The 22616-nt window shown below is 67.7% G+C and carries 18 protein-coding genes and 1 tRNA gene; 7 read left to right on the forward strand and 12 right to left on the reverse strand.

Translation table 11 applies throughout. The annotated features are described in order from the left end of the window. From ACWDTP_RS16745 to ACWDTP_RS16760, 4 genes are all read left to right on the forward strand, one after another. Positions 1-5510: amino acid adenylation domain-containing protein (locus ACWDTP_RS16745; RefSeq protein ID WP_450021626.1), on the forward strand; the 5510-nt coding region annotated here is incomplete at its 5' end. A gap of 417 nt (positions 5511-5927) precedes the next feature. Next, on the forward strand, positions 5928-6815 hold the full coding sequence (locus tag ACWDTP_RS16750) for an ArsR/SmtB family transcription factor (RefSeq protein ID WP_450021678.1): 888 nt from the start codon (positions 5928-5930) through the stop codon (positions 6813-6815). Positions 6816-6911: 96 nt separating this feature from the next. Then, positions 6912-7580, forward strand: coding sequence for a hypothetical protein (locus ACWDTP_RS16755; protein WP_450021628.1), 669 nt, complete (start codon positions 6912-6914; stop codon positions 7578-7580). After that, positions 7577-7933: a hypothetical protein gene (locus ACWDTP_RS16760; protein WP_450021630.1), complete on the forward strand. Its 357-nt coding sequence runs from the start codon at positions 7577-7579 to the stop codon at positions 7931-7933. The genes ACWDTP_RS16755 and ACWDTP_RS16760 overlap by 4 nt, the downstream gene beginning before the upstream one ends. Before the next feature lie 860 nt (positions 7934-8793). Here ACWDTP_RS16760 and ACWDTP_RS16765 read toward each other — a convergent pair. Next, the gene (locus ACWDTP_RS16765; RefSeq protein ID WP_450021632.1) at positions 8794-9453 is read right to left on the reverse strand and encodes a nucleotidyltransferase domain-containing protein; all 660 of its coding nucleotides are present in this window, start codon (positions 9451-9453) and stop codon (positions 8794-8796) included. Positions 9454-9830: 377 nt separating this feature from the next. Here ACWDTP_RS16765 and ACWDTP_RS16770 point away from each other — a divergent pair, with 377 nt between their 5' ends. Together ACWDTP_RS16770 and ACWDTP_RS16775 are read left to right on the forward strand one after the other, a co-directional pair. Next, on the forward strand, positions 9831-10238 hold the full coding sequence (locus tag ACWDTP_RS16770) for a type II toxin-antitoxin system RelE/ParE family toxin (RefSeq protein ID WP_450021634.1): 408 nt from the start codon (positions 9831-9833) through the stop codon (positions 10236-10238). Beyond that, positions 10235-10543 carry a helix-turn-helix domain-containing protein gene (locus tag ACWDTP_RS16775; RefSeq protein WP_450021636.1) on the forward strand — a complete coding sequence of 103 codons (309 nt, stop codon included), beginning with the start codon at positions 10235-10237 and terminating at the stop codon, positions 10541-10543. Before ACWDTP_RS16770 ends, ACWDTP_RS16775 begins: the two co-directional genes overlap by 4 nt. 52 nt (positions 10544-10595) lie before the next feature. On the opposite strand, the gene ACWDTP_RS16780 is transcribed toward ACWDTP_RS16775, so the two are convergent. After that, a complete protein-coding gene (locus ACWDTP_RS16780; protein WP_450021638.1) occupies positions 10596-12125 on the reverse strand; it encodes an SWIM zinc finger family protein in 1530 nt (509 codons plus the stop codon). Between the two features lie 143 nt (positions 12126-12268). Here ACWDTP_RS16780 and ACWDTP_RS16785 point away from each other — a divergent pair, with 143 nt between their 5' ends. After that, a complete protein-coding gene (locus ACWDTP_RS16785; RefSeq protein WP_450021640.1) occupies positions 12269-13603 on the forward strand; it encodes a plasmid pRiA4b ORF-3 family protein in 1335 nt (444 codons plus the stop codon). 366 nt (positions 13604-13969) lie between these two features. Here the strand turns inward: ACWDTP_RS16785 and ACWDTP_RS16790 are convergent. The 10 genes from ACWDTP_RS16790 to ACWDTP_RS16835 all read right to left on the reverse strand — a co-directional run bounded on the left by ACWDTP_RS16790 (position 13970) and on the right by ACWDTP_RS16835 (position 22611). Then, positions 13970-14046 (reverse strand) — tRNA-Pro (locus ACWDTP_RS16790). A gap of 127 nt (positions 14047-14173) precedes the next feature. Beyond that, positions 14174-15109, reverse strand: a complete 936-nt coding sequence (locus ACWDTP_RS16795) for a sulfite exporter TauE/SafE family protein (protein WP_450021642.1) — start codon at positions 15107-15109, stop codon at positions 14174-14176. A gap of 242 nt (positions 15110-15351) precedes the next feature. Beyond that, positions 15352-16119, reverse strand: coding sequence for a sulfite exporter TauE/SafE family protein (locus ACWDTP_RS16800; RefSeq protein ID WP_450021680.1), 768 nt, complete (start codon positions 16117-16119; stop codon positions 15352-15354). A 77-nt stretch (positions 16120-16196) separates the two neighbouring features. After that, positions 16197-17615, reverse strand: a complete 1419-nt coding sequence (gene der, locus ACWDTP_RS16805) for a ribosome biogenesis GTPase Der (protein WP_450021644.1) — start codon at positions 17613-17615, stop codon at positions 16197-16199. Then, positions 17612-18286 (reverse strand): (d)CMP kinase, encoded by a 675-nt coding sequence (gene cmk / locus ACWDTP_RS16810; RefSeq protein WP_450021645.1) that lies wholly within the window; start codon positions 18284-18286, stop codon positions 17612-17614. Before cmk ends, der begins: the two co-directional genes overlap by 4 nt. Positions 18287-18294: 8 nt before the next feature. Then, the gene (locus ACWDTP_RS16815) at positions 18295-19035 is read right to left on the reverse strand and encodes a pseudouridine synthase (RefSeq protein WP_450021646.1); all 741 of its coding nucleotides are present in this window, start codon (positions 19033-19035) and stop codon (positions 18295-18297) included. A 1-nt stretch (position 19036) separates the two neighbouring features. Then, positions 19037-19747, reverse strand: coding sequence for an SMC-Scp complex subunit ScpB (gene scpB / locus ACWDTP_RS16820; RefSeq protein ID WP_450021648.1), 711 nt, complete (start codon positions 19745-19747; stop codon positions 19037-19039). A 9-nt stretch (positions 19748-19756) separates the two neighbouring features. Next, on the reverse strand, positions 19757-20521 hold the full coding sequence (locus ACWDTP_RS16825) for a segregation/condensation protein A (protein WP_450021681.1): 765 nt from the start codon (positions 20519-20521) through the stop codon (positions 19757-19759). 89 nt (positions 20522-20610) lie between these two features. After that, complete coding sequence (locus tag ACWDTP_RS16830) at positions 20611-21492, reverse strand: ParA family protein (RefSeq protein ID WP_450021650.1); 882 nt, start codon at positions 21490-21492, stop codon at positions 20611-20613. 108 nt (positions 21493-21600) lie between these two features. Continuing rightward, complete coding sequence (locus ACWDTP_RS16835; protein WP_450021652.1) at positions 21601-22611, reverse strand: flavin-containing monooxygenase; 1011 nt, start codon at positions 22609-22611, stop codon at positions 21601-21603. Between the last annotated feature and the right edge of the window lie 5 nt (positions 22612-22616).

Below are 22616 nucleotides of genomic sequence, written 5' to 3' on the forward strand. Positions count from 1 at the left end.
TGATGATCCATCACCTCGCCGTCGACGGGGTGTCATGGCGAATCCTGTTGGAAGACCTCAACATCGCCTGGGCGCTGCACCACGCCGGCCGGCCGGTGGAGTTGCCGGCCTGCGGCACCTCGTTCGCCCGCTGGTCCTCGATCCTGGCCGAGCATGCCCGCGGCGCCGAGGTCACCGCACTCGCCGACAGCTGGCGGCAGATCCTGGCCACCCCACCGGCGTTGCCCGCGGTGCGACCCGGGGTGGACACCTACGCCTGCGCGGGATGCCTCTCGGTGTCGCTGGACACCGAGACGACGCGCCACATGCTCGGCGCGGTGCCCGCAGCTTTTCACTGCGGGGTGGGCGACATCCTGTTGATCGCCTTCGGATTGGCGTGGACGGAATACCTCGGCACCGGCGGTGAGCCGGTCGGCATCGACGTCGAAAGCCACGGCCGCAAGGAGGATCTGGCGGAGATCGGCGCGGCTGCCGACGGGGTCATCGACCTGTCCCGCACGGTGGGCTGGTTCACCACCAAATACCCGGTCTCGCTGCGCCTTGGCGGCCTGAGCTGGGAGCAGGTGGCCGCGGGGGACGCGGCGCTGGGCGAGGTGATCAAGGACGCCAAGGAGCAGTTGCGCGCCGTGCCCGACGGTCTGACCTACGGGTTGTTGCGGTATCTGAATCCCGACGTGGACCTGTCCGGTCCGGATCCGGTCATCGGGTTCAATTATCTGGGGCGCCTCGGCGCGGGTGCCGCCCAGGTCTCCGGGGAACTCTGGCGCGTCGACCAGGACGGTCTCGCGGTCGCCGACGCGGCGTCGGCGGTGGGCCTGCCGTTGATGCACACCGTGGAACTCAACGCGGGCGTTCTGGAGGCCGGCGCGGACACCGGTCCGTGCCTGCAGGCCGCCTGGACCTGGGCGCCGTCCTCGGTCGACGAGGATCAGGTGCGGCGCCTGAGCCGGTTGTGGTTTGCCGCCATCGCCGGCATCTGCGCGCATGTGCGGGCCGGGGGCGGCGGGCTCACCCCCTCCGATATCGTCCCGGCCCGGCTGACCCAGCCCCAGATCGACGAGCTGGCCCGGCGGTACCGGGTCGCCGACGTGCTGCCGTTGACCCCGGTGCAGGAGGGACTGCTCTTCCACTCCACCTTCGTTGGGGGCCAGGCAGATTCCGCGGACGTCGACGTGTATTCGGTGCAGCTGGACATCACCCTCGCCGGCGTCCTCGACCAGGATCGGCTGCGCGACGCGCTGCGCGCCGTGGTGGGCCGACATCCCAACCTGGCGGCCCGGTTCTGCCGGCAGTTCGGAGACCTGGTGCAGGTCATCCCCGCCGACCCGGTGATCGCATGGCGGTATCTGGATATCCGCGACGACGACCGGGACCCCGACGAGGAGGTGCGGCGGCTGAGCGCGGCCGAGCGGGCCGCGGTCTGCAAGCTGGCCGACCGCCCGACCTTACGTGGGGCCCTGATCCGGACGGCCCGCGACGAGCACCGGTTCGTGCTGACGTTGCACCACATCGTGGTGGATGGCTGGTCGCTCCCGATCGTGATGCAGGAAATTTTCGCCGGCTATTTCGAGCAGCGACTGCCCGCGGTGACGCCGTACCGGACCTTTGTCAGCTGGCTGGCCGCCCAGGACCGCGATGCCGCACGCGCGGCGTGGCGTGAGGTGCTCAAGGGATTCGAAACCCCCACCCTGGTGGCCCCTTTGGCGCCGCCGGGGCCTCGGGGCCTGGCATCGCATCGGATATCCGCCGAGACCACCCGCGCCGTCGGTGAGTTGGCCCGCTCCTGTCATACCACCGTCAACACGGTGCTGCAGGCGGCGTGGGCGCAGCTGCTGATGGCGTCGACCGGCCGCCACGATGTGGTGTTCGGCACCGCGGTGTCGGGCCGGCCCGCGGAGCTGGCGGGGTCGGATTCGATTGTCGGCCTGTTGATCAACACCGTGCCGGTGCGGGCCCGCGCCACATCGGCCTGCACCGTGGCCGATCTGCTGAACCAGCTCCAGGGCAGCCACAGCGACACCGTCGAGCACGAACACCTGCCGCTCAACGAGATCCACCACATCGCCGGACACGATCAGCTGTTCGACACGCTGTTCCTGTACGAGAGCTACCCGATCGACGCCGGCGCCTTCTCCGGCAACCACGAGTTGGCGATCACCGGGTTCAGCAACCGCGAGCACAACCACTATCCGCTGTCGGCGATGGTGCTTCCCGGCCACGAACTGGTCCTTCGGGTCGAGTTCGACTCGGTGGCATTCGACACGGCGAGCATCGACGCGCTGTGCGAGCGGTACGAACGGCTCCTGGTGGGCATGATCGCCGACCCCACCCGGCAGCTGTCGTCGATCGATGCGCTCGGCCCCGCCGAGCACGGGCGGCTCGGCGAGTGGTCCAACCGGGCCGTCCTGTCCGGGCCCGCGGCCGCCCCGACGTCGATTCCGCAGCGGTTCGCCGAACAGGTGGCGCGCACCCCGGACGCACTCGCCGTCACCTTCGAGGGCCGCTCGGTGAGCTACCGCGAACTCGACGAGTCCGCGAACCGGCTGGCGAACCGGCTGGCCGGGCACGGGGTGGGGCCGGGTGACTGCGTCGCAGTCCTGCTCCCCCGGTGCGCCGAGGCGATAACGGCGATTCTGGCGGTGCTCAAGACCGGCGCGTCGTATCTGCCCGTCGACCCGGCGATGCCGCCGTCCCGGTCGGCATTCATGCTCGGCGACGCCGCGCCGCTCGCCGCGATCACCACGGCCGGGCTGCGCCACCGGCTGGACGGGTCCGATGTGGCGGTCGTCGAGGTGGGCGAGCCGGGCGATCGCACGGCTGCCGAGCACCCCGCGACCGCGCCGCCGATGCCGGCCCCCGACGACGTCGCCTACCTGATCTACACCTCGGGTACCACCGGAATACCCAAGGGGGTGGCCATCACCCACCACAACGTCACCGGGCTGTTCGACGCGCTCGACATCGGCTTCGCGCCTGCGGCCGGGCAGGTGTGGACGCAGGGTCATTCCTACGGCTTCGACTACTCGGTGTGGGAGATCTGGGGGGCCCTGCTGCACGGCGGCCGGCTGCTGGTGGTTCCCGAGGCGGTGTCGGGCTCACCGCGGGATCTGCACGAGCTGATGGTCACCGAGAAGGTCAGCGTCCTCAGCCAGACCCCGGCGGCGGTGGCCGCGCTGGACCTGCGGGGCCTGGAATCGGCCACGCTCATGGTCGGTGGCGAGGCGCTGCCCACCGAGGTGGTGGACCGGTGCGCGCCGGGGCGGGTGATGCTCAACGGTTACGGCCCGACCGAGACCACGATCTACGCAACGATCAGTGCGCCGTTGACGACGGCCGCGGCGACCGGTGCCTGCGGTATTCCGATCGGCGTCGCGGTGCCGGGGACGGCGTTGTTCGTCCTGGACGAGTGGCTGCGGCCGGCCCCACCCGGTGCGGTCGGTGAGTTGTATGTGGCCGGGCGCGGGGTGGGCGTCGGATATCTGCGCCGAACCGGTTTGAGCGCATCGCGATTCGTCGCGTGCCCGTTCGGCCCGCCCGGATCTCGCATGTACCGGACCGGGGATCTGGTGCGGTGGGGCGAGGACGGCCAGCTGCGGTATTCGGGCCGCGCCGACGAGCAGGTCAAGATCCGTGGGTACCGCATCGAGCTCGGTGAGATCCAGGCCGCCCTCGCCGAATTGGACGGGGTCGAGCAGGCGGTGGTGATCGCCCGCGAGGACCGGCCTGCCGCCGTGCGTCTGGTCGGCTATGTCACCGGCGCCGCCGATCCGGCCACGCTGCGGGCCGCCCTGGCCAAACGCCTACCGGCATATATGGTTCCGGCCGCCGTGGTGGCACTCGACGCGCTGCCGTTGACGGTCAACGGCAAGCTCGACAAACGCGCCCTGCCCGTCCCCGACTACCAGAGCGCCGATCGCTATCGCGCTCCCGCCACCGATGTCGAGAAGACCGTCGCCGGCATCTGCGCCCAGGTGCTGGGGATCGATCGGGTCGGCGTGGACGACTCGTTCTTCGATCTGGGCGGGGATTCGATCTCGGCGATGCGGGTGGTCGCGGCGATCAACACCGCCCTCGACACCGACCTCGCGGTGCGCACCGTATTCGAGACGCCGACGGTCGCCGGCCTGGGCCGGTTGCTGGACAGCGAAACCCGGCCCGCGCCGGGCCCCACCGCGGTGAGCTTGGCGTCGGTGCACGGTCAGGATGCCCGCGAGGTGCACGCAAGCGATCTGACGCTGGACAAGTTCATCGACCCGGCCACGCTGCGGGCCGCCCCGGCCCTGCCGCGCCCGACCCGCAATCCGCGGACCGTTCTGCTGACCGGGGCCACCGGATACCTGGGCCGCTATCTGGTTCTCGACCTGCTCACGCGGCTGCGCCGGGTCGACGACGCGGTGATCTGCCTGGTGCGGGCCAACTCCGACGATGAGGCCCGCCGCCGATTGGAGGAGACCTTCGACACCGACCCGGCGATGCGCAGACACTTCGACGAACTGTCGGCCGGGCGGCTGACGGTCATAGCCGGGGACAAAGGCGAAGCCGATCTCGGGTTGGACGAGCCGACCTGGCGGCGGCTGGCCGGCACCGTGGACCTGATCGTCGACTCCGCGGCCTTCGTCAACGGAATCCTGCCCTACAGCGAGTTTTTCGGACCCAACGTGGTGGGCACCGCCGAGCTGATCCGGTTCGCGCTCACCGCGAAACTCAAGGCCTACACCTATGTGTCGACCGCCGACGTGCGCCACCAGATCGAGCCGTCGGCGTTCACCGAGGACGCCGACATCCGCGCCATCAGCGCGACCCGCACCCTCGACGGCAACTTCGCCAACGGCTACGGCACCAGCAAGTGGGCCGGCGAGGTGCTGCTGCGCGAGGCGCACGACCTGTGCGAGCTGCCGGTCGCGGTGTTCCGCTGCGACATGATCCTGGCCGACACCAGGTTCGCGGGCCAGCTCAACGTGTCCGACAACGTCACCCGGATGGCGCTGAGCCTGGTGGCCACCGGTCTGGCACCGGCGTCGTTCTACCGGCTCGGCGCCGACGGCAAGCGGCAACGCGCGCATTACGATGCGCTGCCGGTCGGATTCGTGTCCGAGGCGATCGCTACCCTCGGTGCCCGGTTCACCGACGGGTTCCAGACCTATCACGTGATGAACCCGCACGACGACGGCATCGGGCTCGACGAATACGTCGACTGGCTGATCGAGGCCGGGTATCCGATCGAGCGGGTCGAGGACTTCGGAGAATGGTTGCGGCGCTTCGAAACCGGCCTGCGCGACCTGCCGGAACGGCAGCGCCAACATTCGGTGCTGCAGATCCTGGTGCACCTCGCCAAGGACCTGCAGGCGCCCGAGCCGACCGTCGGGGCCTACGGGCCGACAAACCGGTTCCGGGCGGCGGTGCGGCAAGCCCGGATCGGCCCGGATAAGAACAAACCGGACATTCCGCACGTGTCGGCGCCGGTCATCACCAAGTACGTCACCGACCTGCAGCGGATCGGGCTGCTCTGATCCGTCGTTCCCTGCCCTGGCATTACCCCGCCCGCGGTTCACGCGCGGCGGTGCGTCAATTGCTGGATCGCCGGGATCGGGCACCGGCCGGTAAGGCCGATCGGCGGGCAGGTGCACTCGCTCCGGCTCCCCCAAAGCCAGCGTTCCCCCGGTGGCCGGCTGCCCGCCGATCGTCCTCGCCTGCCTGATTAAAACCCCGGTGCACGCGGGCGGTACAACATTTTGACTGACGCCGAAACGATCGGCGGTCGGAACTGCCACCGTTCCCCGGCGGGCCGAACGATCTGGGCTTATGGTGATCGCGTGCTCTTCGAATCGTTGGGCAGCGGACTGTAAGGCGGCGCGGTGCGGCTCATCTTCACCGCCAATGACTTCGCGTCGACGCGGTTTCTGCCCTCACCCGCTCCCCTGTTGGAGATGAAGTTCGCGGCCAGGGCGCTGCGACAGGGTATTCGCACGCCGTGGGGGCAGCGGTGGCGTTGTCGCGCGCTGGCGGCATTCCCGCTGTCGGCGGCATCGGGACGGGCGGTCGTCGACCATTTTTCGTGGTCACTGTCGCCGACCGTGCTGGGAGACGACTTCGAAGCGGGGATGCAGTCGATCGAACGGCTGGGCCCCCGGCAGGCGAACGCCGAGCTGGCCGTCTTCCAGCGCGGCCCCACCGAGGGTGCCGGTGCCCCGCACTATCTGCGGCACGCCATCACCGGGAATCGTGAGGCGATGCTGGCGTTGGGACGTGCGACCAGGAGCGCCTATGCGGCTGTGCTGGAACCCTACTGGCCCGATATCGAGGCGAACCATCGGACCGAACTGCTCCGGCAGGGGCGCATCATGGCTCAGCAGGGCGTCCGGGCCGCGTTGAGCATGCTGATCCCGGGCGCCCGGTGGGAGGGTGACTGCCTGGAGATCAACAGTCCGCAGCACCACACCGTCGCCCTGCGCGGGCGGGGCCTGGTGCTGACGCCGGCGGTGTTCTGGGCGGAGTCGCCGCTCGTCGGTGAACTCGGCGACCATCCGGTCGTCCTGGCCTACCCGACCCCGACCGATCTGAGCATTAAGATCGGCACCGAAACCGACTCACTCGCAGCGATTCTCGGAACCACCCGAGCAGCGGTGCTGCGCATGCTGACCGACGAACACACCACCGGCGACCTCGCCCGCAACCTCGGCGTCAGCCCCGCGTCGGCATCCGCACAGGCCACGGCACTGCGACAGGCCCGGCTGGTACACAGCCGCCGCGACGGCAAAACCGTCATCCACCGCACCACCGCGCTCGGGCTCGACCTCATCGACGCCAACCGCTGAACCCCATTCACGTCCACAGATGTCGCCTCTCCGGCGCGCCGGAACCGGCATCGGCCCGTCGCGCGCGATGATACAGATGTGGTTGATGATGCGAGTGTGACTAGCGGCGGGGCGACGGCGGCCGACCCACGGCCGCACCAGCGGGTGTGGTCGATGCCCAAATCCCCGGTGACCCGCGAGCACGCCGACAAGGTGGGACGGATCGCCGTCAAGGCCGGCGCGGACGGTGCCCGATTCATCGCCCGCATCGTCGGGCAGCTGGGTCGCACGATAGAGTCGGTGCCGCCGACCGTTCGCCTGCTGATTCTCACCGGGGTCCTCATGCTGCTGGGCATCGTCGGCGCGATAGCGTCGCCCGACGCTCTCGGCCTGATGTGCATCGTCGTGGTCATCCCGGTCTGCTCGATGATCCTCGGCGCACTCGGGCACCGCTGGTACAGCGGGCTCGGCGATCAGCACCAGCCCGGCGCCGTCGGCCAGGCCGGCGAGATTCCGGTGTCGGACCTGCAGCGGTCGGTCGAATACGTCGACAAGAAACTCACCTTCGCCCTCAGTTCCTTTGGCGCCGAGCGTCACCAGCACGCGATGATCGCGCTGTTCCAAGCCAAGACGGCCGTCGAACTCACGCTCGGGACCGAACCGGACGCGGCGGGTTCCGTTGAGGCGTTACTGTCGGTTGACGACCGCAACGCGCGGCCACGGATTCGGGTTGGCGCGGCGTCGGCTTCGCCACTGCGAGAAGGCAATACGCTGGCGGCATCATGAACGAGCGCACCCTTTCCGGTCAGGTCGCACTGGTCGAGGACGACTACACACTGGTCATCAATCGGGGTGCGCAGTCGGGCGTGACGCCGGGCATGGTCTTCGCGGTGCAGTCCGAATCGGGTCAGATCATCACCGATCCCGAATCCGGCCGGGAATTGGGCAGACTCACCCGGGAGAAGCTGCGGGTGCGGGTGTTCGACGTGCAGCCGTTGTTCGCCCGCGCACACACCTTCGCCCGGACCGATGACTTCTACGGCCTGTTCCAGGCGACCGCCGTGGTCACCGTGGACGTCGGCGACAGCGTCGAATTGGTGCACACCGAAACCGAGTCCCGCCGAGCGACATCCGGATAGCCGTTCAGCGGAGGCGGATCCGGCGACGGTGCAGCGGAATTTCCAACAGCCGCAACATGATCCGACTGCCCGGATCTTCGCGCAGTTTCAGATCACATAACGCGCGACGCGACGTAGAGGTCGCCGTCGATCTGGGCGGCAGCCGCTAGCAGACCGCCTTCGGTACCCAGTCCTTAACGGCGGGAGGGACCCACTCGCAGGGGCCGTCGATGTCTGGGCCTCGACGGCGGCGCAAGTGGTCCAAGTCATCCCAGTCGTCCAAGTCCCAATGAGGCTTGTTGACCTCCCACGTCACCCCGGGTGAGGTTGGCGCCGGCTGATCGGCGCTTGCGTCACCGGTACCCATGCCCACGGCCGCGAACACCAACGCGCCGACGATCGCCGTTTGCGCTCCGAACCTCTTGACAGTCACGTGAAACCTCTGCTACTGCAGCTACTTCCGGCTACCGATCCGCAAGCCATTCTATCCCCTGACAATGCTCTGCAAAGTGCCTTTCAGGCTTGGCGCACGGCCTGCGGCATTTCAGCAAAGTTCGACCGCGGTGTTGTCCAGCGTGTCGAATGGTGCACCATCCCAGGTGAATCGATGTTCGCGGAGTGGTGTGGCAGCGACTCGTCGGTGCGTCGTGCAGCATTCGCAAAGATTACCCACGGTAAATAACGCAACCGTCATAGCACGTGTCGGCGGTCCGCTGAGGCCCGCCGCCTAGGTGTGATGTTCCGCCGCTCCGATGATGGCCAACCGTCTTGTGGGCACGCCACAGTTGTCGGCATTCCTCCCCAACGCGCAGCGACAGATGATCGATCGCTTCCCCAGTGCTGTCCCGCCCGGCCAGTCCGTCGGGGTGGTGTACCCGCCATCAGGATCTCCTCGCTGCCCGAGTTCTCCCCATCGGGTGCAACTGCGTGTTGAACCAGGCCCGCGTCCCCGCGATGGTCAGGGCCCGCTCGGCCACGTCACGAAGCAGGGGTTCGTCGGCAGCGACCGCTGCCGCAAGATCGTCCTGTGTGTACTCGACGACGCGGGCGTCGTTGCCGGTCCACGCGGTGACCAGTCGGGCGAGTTCGGTCAGCTGCTGCCCCCATCGGTCTGGACCGTCTTCGTGATCGAGTGGGCATGCGCGCACCAAGAACAGGTCGATGTCGCTGTCGAGGGTCATCCGGCCGGTAGCAGCGGACCCGAACACCGCAGCGTACTCGAGATCCTCGCCCCAACCCTCGAGGAGGCCTTCGAGCCGCTCCAAGAAGATGGTAGTGAGCCGTGAGAGCGCCATAATCGGCTCGGCTGCAAGATGTTCGGTGTTGAGCCGATAGATATTTGTCCGGCCGACCCGATCGTGTAGCAATACGCCCTGGGCGGTGAGGCGGGCGAGGGCCTTCCGGATGCCTTCGCCCGACACTGTAGTGAGGATGCTCTGGATCTGGGAGATCGTGAACGTGGCGTCGGCGCCTGCCAGGACGCCCAGCACGTCGCCGTCCAACGTTGGCGTCACCGTGGCGAACGGCCTGTTCAACTGCATCTTCAGCGCCCAATACTCTAATTATAGTTGGAGTAACACAACTGTAATTGAACATTGTCGGGCTGCCGGACGTTTCGGCTCCCCCGCATCTTGTCCCCCGACCACGAAAAAACTCGCTCGGTTTCGCCGGCGAGTTTCTTTCTGGTCGGGCTGACAGGATTTGAACCTGCGACCACTTGACCCCCAGGAAGTAGCGGTAGCGCATACACCCAGGTCGTCGGCGGTTCCGGCGCCAAAACGCGAGGCGCGACGTTCACTGACGGGCAGGTCGTTCAGCATCGCGCATGACGTGTGGCCCCAAAGTGGTCCCATTGCCACCGACAGCATGCGGGAATCATTTCTAGCTGATATCAGTTTTAACTGATAGTATCGTCGACGTGCGGAAGTGGGAGGTTGATCTAACCCTCATCGAAACATGGATCGACAGCCTCGACGACGAGGAGTACGACCACCTGATCGCGGCGCTGGAGCAGTTGGAGGAATACGGACCGGTAACGCGCCGGCCATTCGTAGACACCCTCGAAGGGTCGGCGCACCCGAACATGAAGGAACTCCGACCCCGCCCCACCAAGGGTGGAGCCCACATCCGGGTGCTCTTCGCCTTCGACATCCAGTCCCGAGCGATCATGCTCGTCGCCGGAGACAAAGCAGGGAACTGGACGAAGTGGTACGCGACGAACGTTCCCATCGCCGACCGGCTGTTCACCGAACACCAAGAGAAGATGACGCAGGCGGCCGCAGCCACAGCCGCCAAGCCGAAGACAAGAAAGGGGAAGAAACGATGACCACGCTCGACGATCTTCGACGTCGCCGTCCGGGAAACCGTGCCCGCATCGACGCAGTCAAGGAAGAGATGGATCGCGAGGTTGCGCAGTACCGTCTCCGCGAGCTGCGCGAAGACGCCGGCTACACCCAGACCTCCCTCGCAGCAGCAATCGGTGTCGGGCAGAACCGCGTTTCTCAAATGGAGCACGGCGACCTGGGCACCAGCCGCGTCGACACACTCCGCAAGTACGTGGAGGCCACTGGCGGCGAGCTAGAGGTCGCAGTGAAGCGCCCAGACGGGTCTCGCGTCGTACTGAGCCTTTAGTGTCCGCCGTCGTCCGGCACGGCGAAAGTACGCCGGCATAGGTGATGACAGCTCAGAGTCCCTTGGCTTGCAGCGCCTTCATCAGCGAGGGGCGCCTGCCGTAATCGTGCCGAATCTTGGCGATGTACGACGCGAAATCAGAGCTGCGGCCCCCACTTTCATATAGCTTGGCCATCGTTGCCAGCGTCGCGGCAATGCTCGGGTAGAGCCTGGTGTTGGGGCGTTGCAAGTCGTTCTCAAGCTGCGCCCGGTACAGATCCGCGGCAGCGACCGGCCGAACCTCCGCCCCGTGGGTAGCGAGTTCCTGCCATGCCCAGCCGGCACCGTAGCGGTCGGCCGCCTCCCAGGCAGCGTCCACGTCTCCCTCGCTCAGTGAGAGCTGGACCAGGACCGACCCCGCGCTGGGGCCACCGGCCAATTCTCGCGCGTGGTCGAACGCCCAGGCGCGTTCGGTATCGGCGCGATCGATCGTGGCGGCGAAGTCCAGCAGCGCCCGAAAGGCGCCGACCGTGGACTGCCGAACGAAATCGCTACGCAGAACATCGATTGCATCATCGGTGCGGTCGAGTGCCCGGTACGTCTCGGCGACGGCAGGTGGGCTCAGCCAATAGTCGTTACCGCCGGATTGGCCGCTGACTCGCCCTTCGACAACCGCCCGATCGATCCAATTCACCACCTCGTCGTCGCGTCCGGCTTCCCGCAAGCGGGCGATGATCGCCCCGTACTGCGGGTGCTCCCGCTCGTTCAGCAGCTCGACTGCCCGGTCGACGTCGCCGTCATGATCGGCGAGTTCCAGCAACATGGCGTCGACTTCAAACCGGCTCCAATGGTCGCGACCAGCGTGTTGATGGTCCAAGTCCGCGACCGCCGTGCGGTAGGTCGCGAGCGCTTCATCGTCGAACACATCAACGAAATCCGCGAGTACCAGCGTCGGCCACCCCGGCGACATAGCACGGAAACTCGCCAACCACCCGGCGAGTTCAGCCGGGTTCGGCTCACCAAGTCGACACGCTTGCGCGTAGAGCTCAGCAGCCCGTTCGCATTCACTGCCGATCGCCCCAGACGAGTCGTCGGCCTGCTCGGTGATCGTGCGCAACAGGGTCAACGCGGACAGCAGGCCCGGCCGCACGATTTCGGCGGCCCCTGAGTTCAGATGGTTCTCAAGCTCGTCGAGTACTTCACTGGCCTCTTGCGCGACCGCGTAGGACTCGCGGTAGTCGACGAATCCGCGGAATTCCAGGGCGTTTCGCACATAGGCTTCGAAATCGGCTTTCGCGGTCGTGTCGTCACCGGATGCAACCGTGGCGCGAACCTCCAGCATCCGGCGCACTTCGCCATCGCGATGAGCGAGGGTCATGACGAGTTGGCGAAGCTCGTCGACGTCCATTGCCTGCACGGTTGCTTCCAGGGCCGAGGCCGCCTGAGTGACGTCGTCGATGGCGCCGCTGTCGATCACCGCGAGCCCAACCGCCACCAGGTGCTTGCAGAAGTTGCCGTTGGATTGGTGCGGGCACGTGCAGGATCCATCGGGTTGCGGACCGGACCAGTCCAGCTCCACCGTGTAGACCCGCTTGGCCTGCACCGAGGCATACGCCTTCTCGGAGGCGATCCGGAGACCTCGGACGTAACGGACGTAGTCTTCACCGCGGGCGTAGCTTCGATCACCGGCGGCCTCCAGCAGCGTCCTCTCCGACAACGGCATACCGACACCTTAAGGTGGGCCCAATGAGCGCTCGCCCGTACCTGCGGCTGGTCTCGGAGCCAGAGTCGCGCCCGGATCTGCGTCACGCGCGACGGCGCGATGTCGTCGTCTACCGGGTCCAGGTGCACCTCGACGACAGCGATCCAACGATCTGGCGCCGGCTGGACCTGCGCTCGAACCTGACGCTGGACATACTGCATCAGGTCCTACAGGTGGCGTTCGGCTGGACCGACTCGCACCTACATCGATTCTCACTCGGCGGCGGCGCTTTCGACCACCACAGCCAACTGTTCCTCTGCGCGTACGACGTGGACAACAAAGAGTGGCCCGAGGACGACGACGGCCTACCCGCCGCCCAGACTCGACTCGACGAAACCCTCGGTGAGCCCGGCGACGTCCTGTACTACCTCTATGACTACGGCGACAACTGGAAGCTGACGCTACGCCTCGAAGAGGTGCTTCCCGCTCAGAGCGACTGTCCTGCAGCGGTCGTCGTCGACGGTGAGCGCGCTGCCCCACCGGAGGACTGCGGGCACCTTGTCGACGCCGACAGCCTGGCCGAGGTGCTCCCCGACCCCACGCTTTTCGAGCTGGAACGGATCAACAAAGGGTTCGGTGACGCGTACTTCGTGCTACGCGAGGCAGGCATCGACGCGCGCCTGGTCAACCTTGTTCAGCGGCTCACGTACACACCCTACGGTGACGACCTGACTAAGGTGGCGCTCACGCTGACCGGTTCGCGAACGCTGGACACTGCCGCCGTTGCCGCCAACCTGCGGGCGTACCAGTGGTTTTTGGACCGCGCCAAAGACGGAGGCATTCCATTGACGACCGCCGGATACCTCAAACCGGCTGACGTGGAGGAAGCCGCCAAAGTCGTTCCCACAATGAATGATTGGATCGGCAAGCACAACCGCGAGGTCCAATGCTACCCGTTGCTGCGGTTCCGCGAAGGCGTGCAGTCCCTGGGGCTGCTGCGCAAATACAAGGGCACGCTGTTGCTGACCAAGGCAGGTGTAGCGGCCCAACGTGATGCCAGTGGACTGTGGGAGCATCTGGCCGGTCGCTTGGTTCCCAAGTCCGACGAGAAGTTCGAGGCGCAGGCGACCCTCCTTGTCCTGGCGTTTGCAGCGGCCTCGGCTGATTCCATACTGCCGTTCGACAAAATCGCAGCGTTGCTGGCCGAGGTCGGTTGGCGCTACTCCGACGGCCGGTCCGTCTCGGAATCCTCGGTGCGCCAACTCCCCGTCTACGAAGTCCTGATCAACGTGACCGATCAGCCCGTCACCCGGAGACGGCGGGACATCATCAGTCCCGCGGCGGCAGCTTTGGCGCGCAGGGCGCTCAGCGGGAACTGACCGCCTCCGCCGTACTGCGGATCACCCGGAAGTCGTTTTCCAGCGGCCTCCCGAAGCACGCTGAGCCCCAACATCCTGGACAACTTCAGGACTGGTTCCCGACCCACGCAGGATGAGCCGATAGACCTGCGACTACCCCACTTGACCAACGGTCAACTACAGGATGAAGTCCGCGCCCTCCGCTGAGCCGCGAAACGTGCATGGGCGCACTTGGCGTGCATGACGTGCAGCCCAACCGGCTGAAACTCCCCTGAATGAGTCCGGTGAGCGCGCCGCCAGCAGCCGTTTGGTCCCAGAGTCATCGACATGACACGCGGCAAATTGGTTCGAGAATCCGTGTTATCACAGATCAAGACCCATTTCTCTTGGTCGGGCTGACAGGATTTGAACCTGCGACCACTTGACCCCCAGTCAAGTGCGCTACCAAGCTGCGCCACAGCCCGTGGTGCTCTGCCGGATGTCCGGCAGCGGACGAAAGCCTACCGCAGCGGCCCGCCGTTCTTGTAATCCGCCCCACCGGTCACAGGTCGATGCTCCGCGCGCGGCGTGACTGACGTGGTGAGTGGCCACTTATTGCACGCGATCCGTGGATTTCTGTGCAACAACTGGCCGCTCGGCGACATCGACAGAATCGGTGACCTCACGCGGCGCCCGCGACGTCCGCCACGCGTAGAACACCAGGGCCGCCCAGGCCACCACGATCAGCGCGTAAATTCCCGTCGACCACGGCCAGTGCACCCCGAAGAAGTGCACCAACTTCTGGCTGTTGGTCAGCAGGATGACCCCGCCCACGGCCGTCCCGAGCAGGGCCGGGTTGACGCGGCTGACCAACCACGCGGCGAACGGTGCGGCGACCACCCCGCCGATCATGAGACCGAGGACCACGGGCCAGTTGTCCAGGAACTCCTGGCGAAGCCCGAGCACGAAACCCAGGGACGCCGACACCGACACCAGGAATTCCGACGCACTCACCGACCCGATCACGGTCCGCGGTGCGGTCTTGCCCTGCGACAGCAGGGTGCTGGTGGTCACCGGTCCCCAGCCGCCGCCACCCGACGCGTCGATGAAGCCGCCGAACAGGCCGAGGGGGGCCAGAAACTTCGCACTGTGGCTGGTTCCATGCTGGCCCAGGCTCAACGGTGTGCCGAGCGAGAACCGCAACAACACATAGAGCCCGATGCCCATCAGGATCGCCGCCATCAGCGGGGCCGCGGACTCCGTCGACAACGAGGACAGCACCGTGGCGCCCGCGAAAGCGCCCACGGCACCGGGAACCCCGAGCTTGGCGACCATGGGCCAGTCGATGTTCTTGAACCGCCAGTGCGACACCGCCGATGCCAGCGTGGTGCCGACCTCGGCCAGGTGCACCGCGGCACTGGCCTGTGCGGACGCCACACCGCTGAGCACCAGCAGGGTCGATGCGGTGACGCCGAAGGCCATGCCGAGCGCACCGTCGACGAGCTGGGCCCCGAGGCCGACGAGCGTGAAGATCAGTAGCGAACGCATGGGTTCGGCTGCTTTCGATTGTGGTCACCGAGACACGGTGACCCGATGGACTGCGGGCGCGGGTCAGATGCGCGCGCGACACCATTCGTCGAAAGCCATCAGGCGGCGCGAAGGCCAGAACGGTTCGAGAGCGGACAGCGCTGACGGCGCGGTGCGGTAGGCCAGTTCAGCCACCTCGCGCCCCTCTCGTCAGACAGATCGGCAAAAGTTTACCGAAGGCCGTTGGGCGGCGCGGCCCGGCCCTAAACCGTCAACAACCGATACAGCCCGATCAATCCCACCACGACGATCACGCCGCGCAACGCGTTCGGCGACAGCCGGCGCCCGTAGTGCGCACCGAGGAACCCGCCGATCAGCGAACCCACCGCGATCAGGGCGGCGGCCAGCCAGCTGATCCGGTCGAACGCGACGATCGTGTACGCCGCCGCGGCGACGATGTTGACCAGCAGCGACAGCAGGTTCTTGGCGGCGTTCATCCGCTGCATCGACTCGGGCAGCAGCGCGCCCATCACCGCGACCAGCAGGATGCCCTGAGCCGCGGTGAAATAGCCGCCGTAGACACCCACGGCGAACGTGCCGACCACCAGGATGGCCATCTTGCGCGAGCTCACGTGGTCGGCGGACTTCCCGGCCGCCTCGGCGCGCCCACGGGCCCAGGTCTGGATCCGGGGCCCGATCACGACCAGCGCCAACGCCAGGATCAGCAGCACCGGCACCACCGTGACGAACACCTTCTCCGGCAGGTGCAGCAGCAGCCAGGAGCCCAGCACGGCCCCGATCAGCGAGCCCGGGATCTGCCAGCGCAGCCGATTCCACTGGCCGCGCAGCTCGCGGCGGTACCCCCAGGTCCCCGACACGCCTCCGGCCACCAGTCCGATGGCATTGGACATGGTCGAGGTGACCGGCGGATAGCCCAGTGCCACCAGGGTGGGGAACGTGATGAGGGTGCCCGATCCGACGATCGCGTTGATCGCCCCCGCCCCGACGCTGGCCAATGCGATCAAGATCATGTGGGAGACGGACACTCGGGCCAGCCTACCCACGCGATTTGGGCACGCTCACCGGCGGTCCGCAGCACAAATCGCAGCTACCGCTTCGCGGAGCGCTTCTCCCGGACCCGCACGTTGATTCGGATGGGGGTGCCCTCGAAACCGAAGGTCTCGCGCAGCCTGCGCTCCAGGAACCGACGGTAACCGGCCTCCAGGAACCCGCTGGTGAACAGCACGAAGGTCGGCGGCCGGGAGGCGGCCTGGGTGGCGAACAGGATCCGGGGTTGTTTACCGCCGCGCACCGGCGGCGGTGTCGCGGCCACCACCTCCTTGAGGAAGGTGTTGAGCCGGCCCGTCGAGATCCGGGTGTCCCAGGACGCCAGGGAGGTTTCCAGGGCGGGCACCAGCTTCTGCACGGCCCGCCCGGTTTTCGCCGAGATGTTCACCCGCGGCGCCCATTGCAGCTGTGCCAGTTCGCGGTCGATCTCGCGGCCCAGCACATAGCGCCGGTCCTCGTCGACCAGATCCCATTTGTTGAACACCAGCACCAGCGCCCGGCCGGCCTCCACAACCATGGTCAGCACCCGCTGATCCTGCTCGGTCAGCGGCACCGACCCGTCGATCAGCACCATCACCACCTCGGCCGCATCGATCGCACCGTGAGTGCGCACCGAGGCGTAGAACTCGTGCCCGCTGGCCTGTCCGACCTTGCGCCGCAACCCGGCGGTGTCGATGAAACGCCAGGTCTTGCCGCCCAATTCGATCAGCGAGTCGACCGGGTCAACGGTGGTCCCGGCCACGTCGTGCACCACCGAACGTTCGTCGCCGGCCAGCCGGTTCAGCAGTGAACTCTTGCCCACGTTGGGTTTACCGATCAGGGCCACCCGGCGGGGTCCGCCCTCACCGCCGCCGGTGGCCTCGGACACCTCGGGCAGTTTGTCCATCACCCGGTCCAGCAGATCGGCCACACCGCGGCCGTGCATGGCGCTTATCGAATGGGGCTCCCCCACCCCCAGCGACCACAGCGCCGCGGCATCGGCTTCACCGCGTTCGGTGTCGACCTTGTTGGCGGCCAGGAAAACCGGCTTACCGGATTTGCGCAGCAGCCGGGCGGCGGCCTCGTCGGCCGCGGTCGCACCCACCACGGCGTCGACCACCAGGATTATGGCGTCCGCGGTCCGCATCGCGACCAGCGCCTGATCGGCGACCAGCTGTTGCAGACCTTTGGCGTCGGGTTCCCAGCCCCCGGTGTCCTGCACCAGGAACCGGCGCCCGAGCCAGTTCGCGTCATAGGTGACCCGGTCGCGGGTCACCCCGGGAACGTCCTGGACCACCGCCTCGCGACGGCCCAGGATCCGGTTCACCAGAGTGGATTTGCCGACGTTGGGCCTGCCGACGACGGCCAGGACCGGCGGTGGCGCCGACGCTTCCTCGAGGGCTGCGGCGACGTCGTCGGACAGGCCCCCGGCGAGCTCCCATTCACTCTCGTCGGACCAGGTGCCATCGGATTCGGTCATCGACGTGCCCCCGCCTGCTGGGTGACGAGATCGAGCAGCCGTGCGACGACCTGGGTTTCGTCCATATCGCTGGTGTCGACGACCAGAGCGTCCTCGGCCGCGCGCAGCGGCGACACCGCCCGGGTCGAGTCGAGATGGTCCCGGCGCCGCACATCCGCCAGAACCGTGGCGTAGTCGTCGGGCAGCCCGCCGGCGATGTTCTGCGCATTGCGCCGCCGCGCCCGTTCCTCGGCCGAGGCGGTGAGGAAGATCTTCACCTCGGCGTCGGGCAGCACCACGGTCCCGATGTCGCGGCCCTCCACGACCACTCGCCCGGGCCCGGCCGCCAGCCCACGCTGCAGGTCCACCAACCGGGACCGTACGGCGGGCACCGCCGACACCGCCGACACCGCACGGGTGACCTCGTCACCGCGAATCTCGATCGAGACATCCTCCCCGGCAAGGTAAGCCCGGTCCTCATCCGGATCGGCGCCCACGTTCACCGCGACATCGGTGGCCGCCCGCTCGATGGCTCCCGGGTCGGCCAGGTCGGCGCCGGCCCGCAGCACGGCAAGGGTCACGATCCGGTACATCGCGCCGGTATCGAGGTAGCGCGCCCCCAGTGCGCGCGCCAAACCCCGTGACACCGAAGACTTTCCGGTGCCGGCAGGTCCGTCGACGGCAACCGTCATCGATCCACTCACAACCCCACCGCCTGATACAACTCGCCGATCTCCTTGCGGCTCAGCGCCCGGATGCTGCCCGGCCGCTGCTCGCCAAGCGACACCGAGCCGATATCGGTGCGCACCAGTTCCTGCACCGGGAAGTCCACCGCGGCCAGGAGCCGCCGCACGATCCGTTTCCGGCCCTCGTGCAGGGTGACCTTCACCAGGGTCTTGCCGGGCACCGTGTCGACCACCGCGAAATCGTCGACATGGGCTGGGCCGTCGTCGAGTTCGACCCCGGCCCGCAGCTTCTTGCCCAGCCCGCGCGGCACCGTCCCGAGCACCGTCGCCACGTAGGTCTTGCGCACCTCGTAGGACGGGTGCATCAGGCGGTGGGCCAGCTCACCGTCGTTGGTCAACAACAGCAGCCCTTCGGTGTCGGCGTCCAGCCGGCCCACGTGGAACAGCTTCTTGTTGCCGCGGACCCGGTGCTCGACCAGATCCCCCACACAGGGCCTGCCCCGGTCGTCGGACATCGTCGAATGCATGCCGCGGGGCTTGTTGATCGCCAGATAGACCAGATCCTCGTCCAGGATCACTCTCGAACCGTCCACCCGGATCTCGGCGACCGCCGGATCGACCCGGGTCCCGAGCTCGGTGACCACCCGGCCGTCGACCACCACCCGGCCGTCGGTGATCATCCGTTCGGCCACCCGCCGGGACGCAATTCCCGCCTGCGACAGCACCTTCTGCAGCCGCACACCTTCGTCGCTCATATCAGTCCTTGTCCACGTCGAAGCCCGACGGCTGGTCGGCCACCGCCGACGCACCGTTCAGCTTGGCGAAACGCGGCTCGTCACCGAGTGATTCGCTGAGATCGTCGATCACGTCGACATCGGGCAGCAGCGGGGCGATGTCTGGCAGGTCGGCCAGCGACGACAAACCCAGCCGTTCCAGGAACAGCTCGGTGGTCGCGAACGAGGTCGACCCCGAATCCGGATCGGTGCCCGCTTCGGTGATCAGTCCACGGGCCAGCAGCGTACGCATGACGCCGTCGACGTTCACGCCGCGCACCGCGCTCACCCGGGCCCGGGTCACCGGCTGTCGGTAGGCGATCACCGCGAGGGTCTCCAGGGCGGCCCTGGTCAGCTTGGACCGCGCCCCGTCCAGCAGCAGCCGCTCGACGTAGGGCGCGAACCGGGCCCTGGTGTACATCCGCCAGCCCCCGCCCGCCTCACGCAGGTCGATCCCGCTGCCCCGCTCGGCCAGAGCATCGGCCATCACCCGCAGCTTGGCGGCGATCCGGTAGGCGGGCTGTTCGGTCGCGGAGGCCAGCTGGTCCACCGTCACCGGGGTGTCGACCACCAGCAGCAGCGCCTCCAGCACCGCACCGAGTTCGTCGTCGTCGAGCTCGGGAACGGTCGCGATATCCAGGTCCAGGCCGGTGTCCAGGTCGACATCGGCCGGAGTCTCGTCACCGGTAGTCATCTAGTCTCGCTATTCTTCCGCATCGGCGGTGGCCAGGTGTTCGCTGGTCGGCCGATCCCCGGTCCACGAAACCTGGAGCACACCAAGCGGTTCTGATTGGTCGAATGCTACCGCCCTGGACCGGAACAGCTCGAGCAGCGCCAGGAAGCGCCCGACGATCTCGATCCCGCTGTCACAGTCGGCCACCAGTTCGGTGAATGTCGCCCACTGGCCGACGCCGCGCTGTTGGAGCAGGCCCAGCAGCCGCTCGGCCTGCTCGGGCACCGATACCCGCGAGGTGTGCAGGTGATCGGTGCCCACGGTCGGCACCGGGCGCGGGGTGAACGCGGCCGCCGCGATGGTGGCGAACCTCTCAGCGTCCACCCCCAGCATCACCTCGGGCAGCAGGTCGGAGTACCGGTCCTCCAGCGACACCGCGCGCGGGTAGCTGCGCAGCGCGGCGGCCTCGAGTTCGGCGAACATCTCGGCGACATGTTTGTACGCGCGGTACTGCAGCAGCCGCGCGAACAGCAGGTCGCGGACCTCGAGCAGGGCCAGATCGTCCTCGTCGTGCACCTCGCCGGCGGGCAGCAGACGCGCCGCCTTCAGGTCGAGCAGGGTGGCCGCGATCACCAGGAACGCCGTGGTCTCGTCGAGTTCGAGCCGGGCCCCGATCTCCTTGGTGTAGGCGATGAAGTCGTCGGTCACCTGGTGCAGCGCCACCTCGGTGACGTCGAGCCGGTGCGCGAAGATCAGCTGCAGCAGCAGGTCGAACGGGCCTTCGAAATTCGTCAGCCGAACCTGGAACCGGTTCTGCTGGGCACCCTCGGAGGCATCGTCGGGCGGCGCGGGAGCCTCGGTGGATCCGGTGTCGGCGACGTCGTTCACACGCCGAACCGGTGGATGACTTCGGCAGCCAGCGTCCGGTAGGCGAAGGCACCCCCCGATCTCGGCGCCCAGGTGGTGATCGGTTCGCCGGCGACGCTGGTCTCGGGGAACCGGACGGTGCGGGTGATGACGGTGTCGAAAACGAGGTCGCCGAACCGTTCCACCACCCGGGCCATCACCTCCCGCGAATTCACCGTGCGCGAGTCGTAGCGGGTGATCAGGATGCCGCTGATCTTCAGCCGCGGGTTGAGCCGGTCGTGCACCTTGTCGACGGTGTCGGTCAGCAGCGCCAGCCCGCGCAGCGAGAAGTACTCGCACTCGGTGGGGATGATCACGCCGTCGGCGCAGGCCAGCCCGTTGACGGTGAGCAGTCCCAGCGACGGCTGGCAGTCGATGAGCACATAGTCGTAGCGGTCCAGCACCGGATAGAGCGCCCTGGCCAGGGACTGCTCCCGGCCCACCTCGTTGACCAGCTGGATCTCGGCGGCCGAGAGGTCGATGTTGCTGGGGACCAGGTCCATCCCGCTGACCCGGGTCTTGATCAGCACGTCGTCGATCGACACCCGCGGTTCGACCAGCAGGTTGTGGACGGTGTGCTCGAGTTCGTAATGCGGCACGCCGAGACCGGCCGACAGTGCGCCCTGCGGATCGAGGTCGACCAGCAACACCCGGCGGCCGCGTTCGGCGAGGCTGGCCCCCAGGTTGATGGTCGAGGTGGTCTTGCCCACCCCGCCCTTCTGGTTGCACATCGCGATCACCTTGGCCGGCCCGTGCGTGGGTCGGGGTTGCGGTTCGGGGATGTGCCGCGGCGGCCGGCCGGTCAGGCCCAGCTCGGCGCCCGCGTCGGCCTCTGGTGCGTCGTGTTCACCGTCAGTCATCCGCGCGACCACCGCTGGTCAGGCATCTCCGTACACGTGGCGAACATCCGGCCAAGTTTAACGTCGCGGTGCGGCCAGATCGGGCAGACCCGCGGGCAATCGGCCGTCCTAAGGTGAGGGCATGGGTCTGGCGACCAGTAGTTCGGCGGCGATTCTTCTGGCCAGAGGGCGTGCGGCGCGGCCCACATGGCCGATCAGTGCCGGGCGGCTCACCAGACCGTGGAAGTAGAGCCCGCCGGTCGCGGGGGTCGCACCGCGCGCCACCGGCACGCCTGCGGCGTCGAGCACGCCGAGGTGGCCGACCAGCGGCTCCAGGCCGCGCCGGTACCCGGTCGCGCAGATGACCGCATCGGGTTCGACGACGGCCCCGCCCGCCAGTGCCACCGCGGCGCCGTCGAAGCCCACGACGCCGGCGACCACTTCGACCGATCCGCGCCGGATCGAATCGATGACCTCGGGGTCGACGATGGTCGGCGCGACATCCAGACGGTGCGCCCGGCTGAACGCGCCCTCGTGCGGGCGCGGCATGATGTTGGGCGGGGTGCGGATCGCCAGCCACACCCTGGCGGCGCCGCCGGTCGCCAGGTCATGGGCGATCTCCAGCCCCGAGGACCCCGACCCGACCACCAGAATCCGCTTGTCCGCGAACGGTTTCGGGTTGCGGTAGGCCGAGGAATGGATCAGCTCGCCGTCGAAGCGGCCGGGCCAGTCGGGAAGCTTCGGGGTGTGCTCGTAACCGGTGGCGATGACCACGATGCGGGTGACGACCTCCCCGCTCGTGGTGGTCAGCCGCCAGCGGACACCATCGCGGTCCAGGCGTTCGACGCGGGTGCCCAGCCTCGGCTCGATACCGGACTCGTAGACCCCCTGCTCGAGGTGGGCGACGACCTCGTCGCGGGCGGGAAACAGCGGCGTGCCCGCCGGGTAGGGGCGGCCGGGCAGGTGGGAGAACTGCCTGCCGGTGTTGAGCTTGAGCCGGTCATACCGGTCGCGCCAGGACGAGGCGACCTGTTCCGCACGGTCGATCAGCAGGGAGCGGACACCGCGATCCTGGAGGCTGAGCGCGACCGAGATCCCGGCGGCACCCGCACCGACGATGGCGACTGGGGGTTGGTTCACAACCG

The organism is Mycobacterium sp. NPDC003449, from assembly GCF_053588415.1.

Bases quoted from the DNA above. Each gene is read 5' to 3' on its own strand.
- ACWDTP_RS16795 (WP_450021642.1), bottom strand. From the start codon at position 15,109: ATGCGTTCGCTACTGATCTTCACGCTCGTCGGCCTCGGGGCCCAGCTC.
- der (WP_450021644.1), bottom strand. From the start codon at position 17,615: ATGACCGAATCCGATGGCACCTGGTCCGACGAGAGTGAATGGGAGCTC.
- ACWDTP_RS16765 (WP_450021632.1), bottom strand. From the start codon at position 9,453: ATGCAGTTGAACAGGCCGTTCGCCACGGTGACGCCAACGTTGGACGGC.
- ACWDTP_RS16750 (WP_450021678.1), top strand. From the start codon at position 5,928: ATGAAGTTCGCGGCCAGGGCGCTGCGACAGGGTATTCGCACGCCGTGG.
- cmk (WP_450021645.1), bottom strand. From the start codon at position 18,286: ATGACGGTTGCCGTCGACGGACCTGCCGGCACCGGAAAGTCTTCGGTG.
- ACWDTP_RS16830 (WP_450021650.1), bottom strand. From the start codon at position 21,492: ATGACTGACGGTGAACACGACGCACCAGAGGCCGACGCGGGCGCCGAG.
- scpB (WP_450021648.1), bottom strand. From the start codon at position 19,747: ATGACTACCGGTGACGAGACTCCGGCCGATGTCGACCTGGACACCGGC.
- ACWDTP_RS16760 (WP_450021630.1), top strand. From the start codon at position 7,577: ATGAACGAGCGCACCCTTTCCGGTCAGGTCGCACTGGTCGAGGACGAC.
- ACWDTP_RS16815 (WP_450021646.1), bottom strand. From the start codon at position 19,035: ATGAGCGACGAAGGTGTGCGGCTGCAGAAGGTGCTGTCGCAGGCGGGA.
- ACWDTP_RS16785 (WP_450021640.1), top strand. From the start codon at position 12,269: ATGAGCGCTCGCCCGTACCTGCGGCTGGTCTCGGAGCCAGAGTCGCGC.
- ACWDTP_RS16800 (WP_450021680.1), bottom strand. From the start codon at position 16,119: ATGATCTTGATCGCATTGGCCAGCGTCGGGGCGGGGGCGATCAACGCG.
- ACWDTP_RS16775 (WP_450021636.1), top strand. From the start codon at position 10,235: ATGACCACGCTCGACGATCTTCGACGTCGCCGTCCGGGAAACCGTGCC.